This is a genomic window from Psychrobacter cryohalolentis K5 (genome assembly GCF_000013905.1).
GTDB classification, from domain to species: domain Bacteria; phylum Pseudomonadota; class Gammaproteobacteria; order Pseudomonadales; family Moraxellaceae; genus Psychrobacter; species Psychrobacter cryohalolentis.
Genome location: NC_007969.1, coordinates 602,275 through 614,948, shown reverse-complemented (window position 1 = coordinate 614,948; position 12,674 = coordinate 602,275). Strand labels below are relative to the sequence as shown.

The 12,674-nt window shown below is 40.6% G+C and carries 16 protein-coding genes; 3 read left to right on the top strand and 13 right to left on the bottom strand.

All coding sequences use genetic code 11. The features are described 5' to 3' along the window. The first annotated feature begins 80 nt into the window (after positions 1 to 80). Positions 81 to 1,298 carry a tRNA epoxyqueuosine(34) reductase QueG gene (queG, locus tag PCRYO_RS02690; RefSeq protein WP_011512873.1) on the top strand — a complete coding sequence of 406 codons (1,218 nt, stop codon included), beginning with the start codon at positions 81 to 83 and terminating at the stop codon, positions 1,296 to 1,298. A gap of 134 nt (positions 1,299 to 1,432) precedes the next feature. On the opposite strand, the gene lysM is transcribed toward queG, so the two are convergent. From lysM to PCRYO_RS02660, 6 genes are all read right to left on the bottom strand, one after another. Beyond that, entirely contained in the window at positions 1,433 to 1,939 is a 507-nt protein-coding gene (gene lysM, locus PCRYO_RS02685; RefSeq protein ID WP_011512872.1) for a peptidoglycan-binding protein LysM, read from the bottom strand. Positions 1,940 to 2,227: 288 nt separating this feature from the next. Beyond that, the gene (acpP, locus tag PCRYO_RS02680) at positions 2,228 to 2,464 is read right to left on the bottom strand and encodes an acyl carrier protein (RefSeq protein WP_011279816.1); all 237 of its coding nucleotides are present in this window, start codon (positions 2,462 to 2,464) and stop codon (positions 2,228 to 2,230) included. A 312-nt stretch (positions 2,465 to 2,776) separates the two neighbouring features. Continuing rightward, positions 2,777 to 3,511 (bottom strand): 3-oxoacyl-ACP reductase FabG, encoded by a 735-nt coding sequence (gene fabG / locus PCRYO_RS02675; protein ID WP_226939375.1) that lies wholly within the window; start codon positions 3,509 to 3,511, stop codon positions 2,777 to 2,779. Then, positions 3,502 to 4,470: an ACP S-malonyltransferase gene (gene fabD, locus PCRYO_RS02670; protein WP_011512870.1), complete on the bottom strand. Its 969-nt coding sequence runs from the start codon at positions 4,468 to 4,470 to the stop codon at positions 3,502 to 3,504. The genes fabG and fabD overlap by 10 nt, the downstream gene beginning before the upstream one ends. A 484-nt stretch (positions 4,471 to 4,954) precedes the next feature. Beyond that, on the bottom strand, positions 4,955 to 5,137 hold the full coding sequence (gene rpmF / locus PCRYO_RS02665) for a 50S ribosomal protein L32 (RefSeq protein ID WP_011512869.1): 183 nt from the start codon (positions 5,135 to 5,137) through the stop codon (positions 4,955 to 4,957). Between the two features lie 321 nt (positions 5,138 to 5,458). Continuing rightward, positions 5,459 to 6,052 (bottom strand): YceD family protein, encoded by a 594-nt coding sequence (locus PCRYO_RS02660; protein ID WP_011512868.1) that lies wholly within the window; start codon positions 6,050 to 6,052, stop codon positions 5,459 to 5,461. 174 nt (positions 6,053 to 6,226) lie between these two features. Here PCRYO_RS02660 and PCRYO_RS02655 point away from each other — a divergent pair, with 174 nt between their 5' ends. Together PCRYO_RS02655 and PCRYO_RS02650 are read left to right on the top strand one after the other, a co-directional pair. Beyond that, positions 6,227 to 7,024 carry an elongation factor P hydroxylase gene (locus PCRYO_RS02655; RefSeq protein WP_011512867.1) on the top strand — a complete coding sequence of 266 codons (798 nt, stop codon included), beginning with the start codon at positions 6,227 to 6,229 and terminating at the stop codon, positions 7,022 to 7,024. A gap of 246 nt (positions 7,025 to 7,270) precedes the next feature. Beyond that, positions 7,271 to 7,888 (top strand): L-threonylcarbamoyladenylate synthase, encoded by a 618-nt coding sequence (locus PCRYO_RS02650; protein ID WP_011512866.1) that lies wholly within the window; start codon positions 7,271 to 7,273, stop codon positions 7,886 to 7,888. Between the two features lie 121 nt (positions 7,889 to 8,009). Here the strand turns inward: PCRYO_RS02650 and rplQ are convergent, their stop codons facing one another. The 7 genes from rplQ to secY form a co-directional block, all read right to left on the bottom strand. After that, complete coding sequence (gene rplQ, locus PCRYO_RS02645; RefSeq protein ID WP_011279809.1) at positions 8,010 to 8,369, bottom strand: 50S ribosomal protein L17; 360 nt, start codon at positions 8,367 to 8,369, stop codon at positions 8,010 to 8,012. Between the two features lie 19 nt (positions 8,370 to 8,388). Next, the gene (locus PCRYO_RS02640; protein WP_011279808.1) at positions 8,389 to 9,396 is read right to left on the bottom strand and encodes a DNA-directed RNA polymerase subunit alpha; all 1,008 of its coding nucleotides are present in this window, start codon (positions 9,394 to 9,396) and stop codon (positions 8,389 to 8,391) included. A gap of 81 nt (positions 9,397 to 9,477) precedes the next feature. After that, complete coding sequence (rpsD, locus tag PCRYO_RS02635; RefSeq protein ID WP_011512865.1) at positions 9,478 to 10,119, bottom strand: 30S ribosomal protein S4; 642 nt, start codon at positions 10,117 to 10,119, stop codon at positions 9,478 to 9,480. A 48-nt stretch (positions 10,120 to 10,167) separates the two neighbouring features. Further along, the gene (gene rpsK / locus PCRYO_RS02630; RefSeq protein ID WP_010196728.1) at positions 10,168 to 10,557 is read right to left on the bottom strand and encodes a 30S ribosomal protein S11; all 390 of its coding nucleotides are present in this window, start codon (positions 10,555 to 10,557) and stop codon (positions 10,168 to 10,170) included. 20 nt (positions 10,558 to 10,577) lie between these two features. Beyond that, positions 10,578 to 10,934 (bottom strand): 30S ribosomal protein S13, encoded by a 357-nt coding sequence (gene rpsM, locus PCRYO_RS02625; protein ID WP_011512864.1) that lies wholly within the window; start codon positions 10,932 to 10,934, stop codon positions 10,578 to 10,580. 257 nt (positions 10,935 to 11,191) lie between these two features. Further along, positions 11,192 to 11,308 (bottom strand): 50S ribosomal protein L36, encoded by a 117-nt coding sequence (gene rpmJ, locus PCRYO_RS02620; protein WP_010196721.1) that lies wholly within the window; start codon positions 11,306 to 11,308, stop codon positions 11,192 to 11,194. 32 nt (positions 11,309 to 11,340) lie between these two features. Further along, entirely contained in the window at positions 11,341 to 12,672 is a 1,332-nt protein-coding gene (gene secY, locus PCRYO_RS02615; protein ID WP_011512863.1) for a preprotein translocase subunit SecY, read from the bottom strand. Positions 12,673 to 12,674: the final 2 nt, after the last annotated feature.

Below are 12,674 nucleotides of genomic sequence, written 5' to 3'. Positions count from 1 at the left end.
GGATTTATTCACTTTGATACTTGCGCTCTTCGCTCACTGGCTTATCATATCCATATTCACATTATCATTGATCGTCAGACATGAGCAATAAATCTCAAACAAACTCTCAAACGCAGATGCCATCATTACCTACTAGCGTCTCTGCTAAAAAGATTGCTATCAACAATACGCATGATTTTACTACTACAACAGATATTAAACACTGGATTAAAGAGACAGCGCAATCGTTAGGGTTTGCCGATTGCGGCTTTTTATCGGTACATCACCCTCTGTTTGTTAAGCAGACTGAACAGTTAAGACAGTGGTTGGCCAAAGGCTATCAAGCACAATTACAGTTTATGCATAGCAATCATCATCTGCGTGCGCACCCTGAGCAACTGGTAGAAGGTGCAAAAACCATTATTAGTGTGCGTATGGATTATCTCACTCAAACCCCAACACCACGTACTGTGACTGACAATGATTATCCTAACCAAGGTATCATTGCTCGCTATGCAAGAGGGCGCGACTATCATAAAACCATGCGCAGTCGCCTTAAGCAGCTGGCGTTAAAAATCGAGGCGATGCTTCCTGAATGGCGACATCTAGATATTGGCGCTGACACAGATTTTATTTTTAGACCTTTTAGTGACTCAGCTCCTATCTTTGAGCGACCGATTGCTGATGCTGCGGGTCTTGGCTGGACTGGCAAGCATACATTACTCATAAACAAACAAGCCGGCTCGTTCTTTGTGCTCGGAGAGCTGTTTATGAGCCTTGAACTACCTGACGATGAGCCAGTTAAAGAGCATTGCGGCAGTTGCAGCGCCTGTATTGATATCTGTCCCACTCAAGCCATTGTCGCCCCTTATGAGCTTAATGCGTCAGCTTGCATCTCTTATCTTACGATTGAACATGACGGTGTTATTGATGAAAAATACCGCCGCGCTATTGGCAATCGTATCTTTGGTTGTGATGACTGTCAGCTGATTTGCCCATGGAACCGCTATGCCAATCTGACGCCCGTAGAGGATTTTGCGCCAAGGCATCGCCTTGACAGCAGCAGTTTGCTGGAATTGTGGCAATGGCAAGAAGCAGAGTTTATGAAAAAGACCGAAGGTAGCCCACTTAGACGCACCGGTTATGTGAATTTTCTGCGTAATATCGCTATCGGTCTTGGCAATGCCACCGTTAATCAAGAAAACATCGAAGCATTACAAGCAAAACTTGGGCTACATAACACGATGCTTGACGAACATATAGATTGGGCAGTCGCCGAACAGCGTCATAAATTGGATATCTTACTTATTAATAATTAGAAGCCTAATTTTTAACTCTATATTTTATACATAAAAAAACACCTCATATTTTGAGGTGTTTTTATTCAGCCATATTCTAAGTATCCAAAATACTATGAGTGTTTCGATACTTATAATGACTTAAAAAATGACAACTATTTAGGAATACGTAGTACTTGACCAGGATAAATCTTGTCTGGGTCAGATAACATCGGCTTATTGGCTTCAAATATCTTCATATAATCGCCAGTTGAACCATAAACATCTTTTGCAATTTTAGACAAGCTATCACCAGATTTTACAGTGTACATAGTCGACTCAGGTGACTGCTCTTCAATATCGATATTATCAATGACTTTAGCCACGTTTTGTACATTACCGATGGCAATAATAGCTTTTTCGCGATCAGCTTGAGTCTTAGCTTTACCACTAATTTCTGCAGTATCGGTTGACCCATTATACTTAATCTTTAAATCACTAATATTTAGATTTTGCTGCTGAATACGACGAAGTAAAATATTGGCTACTGATTGCGCTGAAGGCTCAGTACTCTGTACTGGTGTATTAGCATCTGCTTTGGTTTCTACTTTAGCGTCATGCTTGGCGTCATCACGATTAAAGATTTTATCACCAATGTCTTTTGCAAAACTGAACATACCCATATAACTGCTCCTTAAAATATTATTAATTATTATGCATCATTGTTGTTTCGATGATAACGCATATCGGTTATCACCCTTTTGTGCTTACCATTATGAGTATAAGCAAAGCCATAAGCGATAAACAGTAAGAGTATGTTGAGTAATGTTGATTTGGCGTAGCCAATGTTAACGCTAATATTAAATCAGTTGTTATAAGTGTAATAACAATAAAGAGAAATGACAAACATAAAAAAACCGCCTATCTATTAAGATAAGCGGTCATATCGAACCTATTGAGCAAGTCGCTAATTATAGCTGTGCTTGTACGTAGTCGATTGCTTTTTGAACAGTCGTTAATTCTGCTGAATCTTCGTCAGGAATTGTGATGCCAAAATCGCTTTCAAATGACATAACCAACTCAACTAAATCCAGTGAATCAGCGCCTAAGTCTTCCATAAATGAAGCATCATTGTTGATGTCTTCAACATTCATACCTAGTTGCTCAGCTACGGCAGCTTTAACTCTTTGCTCGGTATCATTACTCATGTAGATTTCTCCTTTTTGATCTATTATTTTGACAAACTACTATAATCACGTGGTTAGCCACTATAGCATTGTATATAAATGGGATTTTCAGATCCATATAGCCATCTGAGTGTACTATAACAAGTTATACATTCTGTACTAATATTTAGTAAAGCCTTGCTATCATACATGGCTTTGACTTAAAAGTATTCGACATTATAGCACCCTTTATTATAGTTTACACTCGTTCACACAGTTTTTTATTATAAGTATGTAACGCTTGGGATTCAGCACTAATTGCTATCGCATGTAGGAAAATTTGATAGCAAACTGCTACATATACATGCCGCCATTGACTGGCAAAACAGCACCTGTGATATAACTGGCTTCATCACTTGCTAAAAACAGTACGGCAGCAGCGATATCTTCTGGTTGACCCAAACGGCTGATAGGTACAGCATCTAACATCGAGTTCAATAAACGCTCATCAAGCTCATCAGTCATGTCTGTTTCAATCAAACCTGGCGCGACGCAGTTAATGGTTACTTGACGTGAACCAATTTCGCGCGCGAGCGTACGGCTAAAACCCTCTACGCCAGCTTTAGTCGCCGCATAGTTAGATTGACCGGCATTGCCCATTTGAGCAACCACAGAGGTAATATTGATAATACGACCACGGCGTGCTTTCATCATGCCGCGGATAGCACGTTTGCTCATACGATAAACAGAAGTTAGATTGGTATCTATCACATTGTCCCAATCTTCATCTTTCATACGCATCAATAAGCCATCTTGAGTGATACCAGCATTATTTACCAATACTTGAACAGCACCATAAACGCTTTCTATCTCTTCAAATAGCTTGTCAATCTGCGCAGTATCACGTACATCTAAAACACGACCAATACCGCCACTATCATTTAGATAGTCATCAATCTGTGCAGCCCCTTTTTCAGTGGTGGCTGTCCCAATGACAAAATGTCCTTCCTTAGCAAAGCGTTTGGCGACGGCTTTGCCGATACCGCGGCTTGCGCCTGTGACTAATGTGATCGTACGGCTCATGATAATACCTCCAGCAATTTATCTAGACGAGCGGGCTTGTCAGTCGGATAGCTCATAATTGGATGCGCTTGACGCTTCGCCAAATTACTCAAGACGTTACCACTACCACACTCAATTAAAATATTAATTTGTTTATCTGCCAGCTCTTGCATGGTTTTTGACCACAATACTGGCTGACTTAATTGTTCAGTTAACGCCTCTTTGATACCTGCCGCACTGGTTTCAACACGTGCATGACGGTTTTGAATCACAGGAATCGTTGCTTGATCAAACTTAATGGCGGCAAGCTCTGCTGCCAACGCTTTACTAGCAGGCTCCATCAAAGCGCAATGTGACGGCACACTTACCTTTAATGGAATGGCTTTTTTACCCGTATTTTGTACTTTATCAATGACTGCATTAACGCCTGCAGCATTACCAGAAACCACAACTTGCCCTGGGCTATTAAAATTTGCTGCACCAACAATCGCATCATCTACATGCTCGGTTGCTTGCTCACACAGATTTTCGACTCGGTGATCTTCCAAACCCAGTACTGCTGCCATAGCCGTATCAATACCCACTACAGCGTCTTGCATCAATTGACCACGCTTATGTACCAGTTTCACGGCATCAGCAAGTGACAGCACGTTAGCTGCGCAAAGGGCGCTATATTCGCCAAGAGAATGACCAGCTAGGTAACAAGGCTTATCCTTTATTTTTTGTTGTAAGATGCGCCAAATAGCGATACTAGCGGTCAATAACGCAGGCTGTGTATAGTGCGTTTGATTAAGTTTTTCTTCATCTTGACAGATTGCCCACAAATCTTCGCCTAATGCCGCACTTGCTTCAGTAAAGGTTTCAAGAATTTCAGGATAGGTATCAGCAAGCTCGCTTGTCATACCGACTACTTGTGAGCCTTGCCCAGGAAACAGTATTGCAATACGGGTTGGTTGTTTTTTTATCATATCGGGTACAGAGCCCATAACCAATATTCCTTATTTGATTGGAAACACCCCTAGCGTAAATGGGGCTAATCGTAGAGTTAAAGACTATAATAGGATATTAATTTTATAGAGCCGTTACTGTCACTAGTCCTTTAAGACAGCATACTCTTATGAAACTATACACTGACATCGGTAATTAACAAAGCTGCTAAAAAGTTAATTGTTTGTCTCGCTTCGATAAATCCTTTGATATGACTTATACTAGATAGCTAATTCTTCATAACTGATGCGTTAAAACAGCCGTCAACAGCTAACAGTCAATAAATAGTACTAAAAACTAATAATGAAAACTATTACTAAAAAACCCATAGCAAAAAGCCAAGTTATCTAGCCACATAATATATGATAGCGAAATAACTTGGCTTTCATTAGCTCAAACCAATTGCTGAATAATAGTCTGATAAAGAACATCGACAGTCATAAAAACCATCATCATCTTTAGCAGCCATCAAATAACAATAAATTAAGCGTCTTGACTTACTTTAAACAACTGACGACCACGATAAAAACCATCTTTGGTCATATGATGACGACGATGTTTTTCACCAGTAGTAGCATCAACGCTTATTTCAGCGATTTCCATACGATGATGTGAACGGCGCATGTCACGACGTGAACGACTTTTACGACTTTTTTGAACGGCCATGATATAGCTCCTATACTTAAAAGGGATAAGCTTGAAATTCAGCTTTAATCGACACTGACAGAGGCTATATAATCACAACAACCTAAGTCTTACGCATCATTAGTTAAATAGATTGCCACGTATTAAAGTGTTGATTACGTCTAAAATCTATAGTTAGTCTGCAAGGTTAGCTTCTCTCTGCCAATGGCAGATTGCTAGAATGCAATAAACGGGACATTATACGCATGTTTAACGGATTAATAAAGCCCTGCTTTTCACTCTTCTGCATAAAGCGGGCAAAAATATAATAGAATATATCTTTTATAAATGCCGTTTATAGCGTTATAAGTTACCTTTCAAAGATGCTAAAGCAGCAAAAGGATTTTCGGTTTCTTCTTCTTCAGGTATTTTACCAAACTGCTCAACACTCATTTCACAGTCATCATGTTTTGGCGCCATTGGCGTTTTGAGCAAAATCTCATCTTCTACCAATTTTTTAAATGGTAATAGTCGCTCTGGCGATTGCTCAGTGACAATTTCGTCTAACAATAAATAATCTTGCTCTTCATTAACTAGGCGTATTTGGCTTTCATTATCAAGAAGCGCAATATCATACTCATCACTCAAATCAATAGCAATCGGTCGCAGACAGCGCTGGCAAGTCAGCCAGACTTCACCAGTCAATGTGAAAGCCAAATGCAGTACATTGTTACGACGATACAGAGTGGTATTTAGCACAATATTTGATTGTTCATGCTCGCTAGCTAAAATAGTCGCAAGACGCTCAAAAGAGCTGGGAGCTTCTTCACCTGCCCATTCAAAGCCAGTGTCTTCCCACTTATTTAAAGAGATGTTATCAGGCATGCTGGTTGACGTAGGCACTTGTACTTTACTAGCATGAAGCGCTGACGGCTTGTTATCTTGGGTGCTTGACATACGCGGCCTCATTGATCAAAAACGGTGTATAATATTGCCTGCCATACTAACGGAAAGCGCCCTGTTGCGCTAGCGCTAGTATGTTAATATTTTTTGGCAATTTCCTTGTCATTGTTTACCTAAAGAGATGGGACATCCTGCTCTATTATCATTTACTTGATTAAAGTTTTATTTATGATATCGCCTACCGTTTCTCCTGATTTTTCCAATTTATTATCTACTATTGATGCCAAAAATTTATTACACCGTTTGAATGAATTACAAAGTCAGAAAACAAATCCTACTGAACATAGTATCAATCTTGAGGAAGATGCCTCATTAAAAAAACTGTCATTACAGTGGCAATATTTGGCTAATAACTATTTGATTCATTCTGCTAAAGAGATCATTGAGCCTATCAAAGTATGCGAATTTATTCAAAATAGTTTAACCGATCTTAATTTACAAAATGAATTATCGTTTGAAAGTATTGAGCGAGCACTGACTGATTGGCTTATTGATCTATTTAATCATTTATTTATCAGCAAACAGGTTATCTTGGTTCGTAGTACTGGCGAGCCCGAATACTTTCCTGCCCAGAGCAATCAACCCGCAAGAATTGAGTTTGCTCATGGATTTTTTGCTAGTGCATTGCATGAAATAAGCCATTTTTGTATGGCAGGTGAACGACGTAGACAACTACCTGACTTTGGCTACTGGTATGCACCTGACGGACGCTCAGCGGCTCAGCAGCAGGCATTTGAACGTGTTGAGGTTAAGCCACAAGCTATAGAGTGTTTGTTTACCTTAGCTTGTGGACGACCTTTTCAAGTATCACAAGATAATTTATTTGCAGATTTTGATACCAGTGGTAGTACTTTTGCTCAAGATGTTTATCAACAAGTTCAAACATATATTACTAAACCAGATACCTTACCATCTGATGCTAAAACCTTGCTACAAGCTTTACTCACTATCTGCGCCGTATCTTAGCTAAAACCTACAACGTAAGATTTTTTATTATTGTCATCAAAACTCATTACACGACTGGCTATTGTTAACGATTTTATACTCACGTTAACGCCTTGCCCATAAACTTATATTTACTTTACGCTATACTACTTAATAAAGCCGTATTTTAATCTTTAGTACAAAAAGTAAAGTTCATCTTAAACAAATTTTTATCATCACCATCTGCCCAATAACCAAATTCTAATAATTATAAAATAAGGAATTATTATGCAAGTATTTTATATTCATCCAGAAAATCCACAGCCACGGCTGATTGAGCAAGTAGCAGATTTATTACGTAAAGATCAATTGATTATTTATCCGACTGATACCAGTTACGCTTTCGGCTGTCGCTTGGGCGCAAAAGATGCCTTGGAAAAACTAAAACAAATACGCGCACTTGATGATAAACATCAATTCACTCTACTTTGCCGTGATCTAAGTGAGATTGCGAATTATGCTGCAGTAGACAATGTCCAATTTAAACAGCTCAAATCGCATACACCAGCACCGATTACCTTTATTTTAAACGCCACCAAAGATGTCCCTAAGAAGCTGGCACATGCAAAGAAAAAAACCATTGGTATTCGTGTTCCAAGTAATGCTATTGCCCAAGCTTTATTAGAAGCGATGGATGAACCTATTTTAACCAGCTCATTAATACTACCGAATCGTGATGATATATTAGATGACCCTTTCGAGATCGAAGAATTATTAGGCAATCAGATAGATGGTCTCATTAATGCTGGCATTAAAACCACCAAACTTACGACCATCGTCGATATGACCAGTAGCCAGCCAGAAATCATTCGGCAAGGTGCTGCTGATGTAAGCTCATTGCTGTAGATATAGACATACTGTAAGTTTTTAAATATGCACTTGCCTAACGATCATACAAAAATTTAAACGAAAAAAAGCTCCAATTGAATTGGAGCTTTTTTATGTACATATTTTGGTTATTATAAAATTAGTCGCGATCAACCAATTCTACATAAGCCATAGGCGCATTGTCACCATCACGGTAACCACATTTTACGATACGCAAATAACCACCTGGACGAGCTTGGTAACGAGGACCAAGAGTACCAAATAATTTGCCTACCATAGCTTTGCTACGCATACGGCTAAATGCCAAGCGACGGTTAGCAACGCTGTCTTCTTTAGCCATAGTGATCAATGGCTCAGCAACGCGACGTAACTCTTTTGCTTTTGGTAAAGTTGTTTTGATCAGTTCATGCTCAAATAATGAGTTGGTCATGTTCTGAAACATTGCCTTACGATGACTGCCGGTACGACCCAGCTTGACTCCACTCTTACGATGGCGCATAGTCAAAAATCCTTAAAGTTTAACGGCTACGATAAGAAAAGCGATCATCAACACGTAAATCAGCTGGTGGCCAGTTATCTAGGCGCATACCAAGCTCCAAATCTTTAGACGCTAGTACGTCTTTGATTTCTGTCAATGATTTCTTACCAAGATTTGGGGTTTTTAGAAGTTCAGTCTCTGAACGCTGTACCAAATCACCGATATAGTAAATGTTTTCAGCTTTTAAGCAGTTGGCTGAGCGAACCGTTAGTTCAAGATCGTCCACAGGGCGTAATAGCACCGGATCAACCTCTTCTTTTTCTTTCACAGGCTCAGGCGCTTCTTCAGCTTCTAGGTCAACAAAGATAGAAATCTGTTGTTGTAATATAGTGGCTGCTTTACGAATTGCTTCTTCTGGATCTATAGTGCCATTTGTTTCAAGCTCAATGATAAGACGATCAAGATCGGTACGTTGTTCTACACGTGCGTTCTCAACCTGATAAGCAACACGAAGCACAGGACTAAAACTTGCATCAAGCTTCAAGCGTCCAATCGCTTTAGTATCACCATCTTCACGGCGCTGGTTTGCTGGCTCATATCCACGACCCATTACTACGCGCAAACGCATCTTTAGATGACCACGGTCACTCAATGTACCCAATACCAATTCTGGATTGATGATGTCTACATTGTGCGGTAACGTAATGTCTGCAGCAGTAATAGTGCCTGGACCTTGTTTATCCAAGGTCAAAAATACTTCATTTTGGTCATGAAGGGTGATTGCTAAGCCTTTTAAGTTCAAAAGCAAATCAAGCACATCTTCTTGTAGTCCTTCAAGCGTTGAGTATTCATGGTCAACACCATCAATCTCAGCTTCAATGACTGCAGCACCAGGTAATGAAGATAACAAGATGCGACGTAAGGCATTACCCAAGGTATGCCCAAAGCCGCGTTCTAACGGTTCGAGCGTGACTTTCGCAATCGTTTCATTAACCGTATCCACGTTGATGGCGTTCGGCGTTAGAAACTCAGTTGCATTTAGCATCATGATGTCACCTCGATTTATTAAACTGGTTTAATTAACGTTAATTGCTCAATGCCATGTGAACAGCATCGAGCAGTACGTTACTTACTTAGAGTATAGCTCAACGATTAAGCTTTCGTTGATTTCAGCAGGTAGATCAATACGATCAGGCGCTTTTTTGAACGTGCCCTGTAGCTTGCTGTGATCAACATCTAGCCATTCTGGAATACCACGTTGGGTAGCCAGCTCAATTGCGTTTTTAATACGTAATTGCTCGCGAGACTTCTCTTGGATAGCGATGACATCACCATCTTGCAACTGAATTGATGGAATATTCACACGAATAAACTCATCACGGCCAGCTTTTTTCACCATAACAGTACGATGGCTAACTAACTGACGTGCTTCAGCGCGCGTAGAGCCAAAGCCCATACGATATACTACGTTATCAAGACGGCTCTCAAGCATTGCTAACAAGTTTTCACCAGTAGCGCCACGCTTACGAGCAGCTTCTTTGTAGTAGTTTGCAAACTGACGCTCTAATACACCGTAGATACGTTTAACTTTTTGTTTTTCACGTAACTGTAGAGAGTACTCTGAGCTTTTGTTACGGCTAACACCATGTTGACCAGGTGGACGAGCCGATTTTTTCGTTTTTACGTCGTATGGTTTAACACCAGACTTAAGACCTAAGTCAGTGCCTTCACGACGTGATAATTTGAGTTTTGGTCCAATATAACGGGCCATTGTTATGTCTCCTATAAGCTTCTATTATAAAAAGCTTCGTCTTTAATATTAGACGCGGCGCTTTTTCGGCGCACGGCAACCATTGTGTGGGATTGGGGTTACATCAGAGATGCTGTTGACTTTATAACCCAATGCACCTAGTGCTCTTACCGCAGACTCACGACCCGGTCCTGGTCCTTTGACCAAAACATCGATGTTCTTAACACCATATTCTTGAGCCGCTTTACCAGCGACTTCAGCTGCAACCTGAGCTGCAAATGGTGTAGATTTACGTGAACCACGGAAGCCTTGTCCACCTGAAGTGGCCCAAGCCAATGCATTACCTTGACGATCGGTAATCGTAACAATGGTGTTATTAAAAGACGCATGGATATGGGCAATGCCCTCCGATACTGAACGACGAGCCACCTTTTTGCGACTGCGAGTGTCTTTTGCCATCTTTTAGCTTCCTAAGTTAATTATCTTTTGAGAGGGCGTGTCGGACCCTTACGAGTACGAGCGTTGTTCTTGGTGTTTTGACCTCTGACTGGTAAGTTACGACGATGGCGGATGCCACGGTAACAACCAAGATCAACCAAGCGCTTGATATTCATTGACACTTCACGACGAAGATCACCTTCAGTCATGTATTCTGCAACTTGTGCACGGATAGCATCTAACTGTGTATCATCTAACTGACTGACTTTAGTACTAGGGGCAATGCCAACTGCTTCTAAGATTTTCTGAGCAGTGGTACGACCTACACCAAAGATGTAAGTTAGTGAAATAACAGCATGCTTATTATCCGGAATGTTTACGCCGGCAATACGAGCCATTGATTTCTCTCCATTAAAGAAAAATACCCTTATTCATTAAAATAAAGTGTTATTTTTCAGATTTGTTGCTGTCAATACTAAAGCTTTTATAATTATTATCGCTGCTTCGAGTTGGTAAACCAATCTATTCATTGATCATTTCATAAAAGATTTTGCATAAACTACGGCAAGTGGCGGATGATATCGCATCCGCCGTTATTTTTCAAGTATTAATTTAATAAGCAAGCCAATCACTTAAAACTGACTTGCTTAAATTATTAACCTTGGCGTTGCTTGTGGCGAGGTTCTGCGGTACAAATGATATGTACACGGCCTTTACGGCGCACAACTTTACAGCTACCACAAATCTTTTTAACTGATGCTTGAACTTTCATAGCATACTCCTTTGAGATATCGTACCGCTCATTTAAGGTTGAGTGGGCGATTGAATTAACGTCTGATCATGATATTGATGGGTCATCAAATGCGCTTGAATCTGCGAGATGAAGTCCATTACCACAACCACCATAATCAGTAACGACGTACCACCAAGTTGAAACGGCACACCAAACGATGACTGCACGACCATTGGCATTAAACAAATAACCGTCATATACATCGCGCCAATAAAGGTCAATCGGTTTAATACATGATCGAGGTAACGCTGAGTTTGTTGTCCTGGGCGAATACCTGGGATATACGCACCACTACGTTTAAGGTTTTCAGCCACTTCACGCGGACTAAATACCAATGCCGTGTAGAAGTAACAGAAAAAGATAATCATTGCACCAAATAGAACGAGATACAGCGGCTGTCCTGGGGACAACACCAATGCCATATTTTGCAATATCTTTTGCGTCAAGGTAGGATCAGGCGATTGACCAACCCACTGCCCTAAACTTGCAGGAAACAATAGCAATGAGCTAGCAAAAATAGCAGGAATAACCCCTGCCATATTTAGCTTCAACGGCAAATGTGATTGCTGCTGAGCGTAAATCTTGCGACCTTGCTGTTGTTTTTGCGCATAATTGACAGGAACACGGCGCTGAGCACGTTCAATATAGACGATACCCGCAGTAACCGCGACACCTAACAGTGCAAAGATAAAGAGGACAATCAAGTTCATTTGACCTTGGTTGACCTGTTCAATAGACTGCGAAATCATACCTGGCGTACCAGCCACAATACTCGCAAAAATGAGCATTGAGATACCATTACCTACGCCGCGCTCTGTAATCTGCTCACCAAGCCACATTAAGAACATAGCACCAGCTACCAGTGAAGTAACCGCTGGAATATAGAAAGTCAGACCAGAAGATAAAGTAAGGTTTTGACTGATTAAGCCAGCACACATCCCTAATGACTGTACTAGAGCTAATGCAAGTGTCCCTTGACGGGTATACTTGTTTAGCTTACGTCGTCCCGCTTCACCCTCTTTTTTGAGAGCTTCAAGCGATGGCAATACCGCAGACATCATCTGTACAATAATCGATGCTGAGATATATGGCATAATACCAAGTGCCATGATGGACATACGCTCTAGTGCACCACCTGAGAACATATTAAACATGCTCAGAATGGTATTTTCGTTGCGCGAAAACAGATCAGCCAAGTTAACCGGATTGATACCCGGTACTGGGATATGCGACCCAAAACGATAAACAATCAATGCGCCGATTAAGAATAACAAACGCGTCCATAGCTCATCATACTTACGTATAAAGGCAAAAGGATTAAGCGGTATACCAGTCGATGACATTG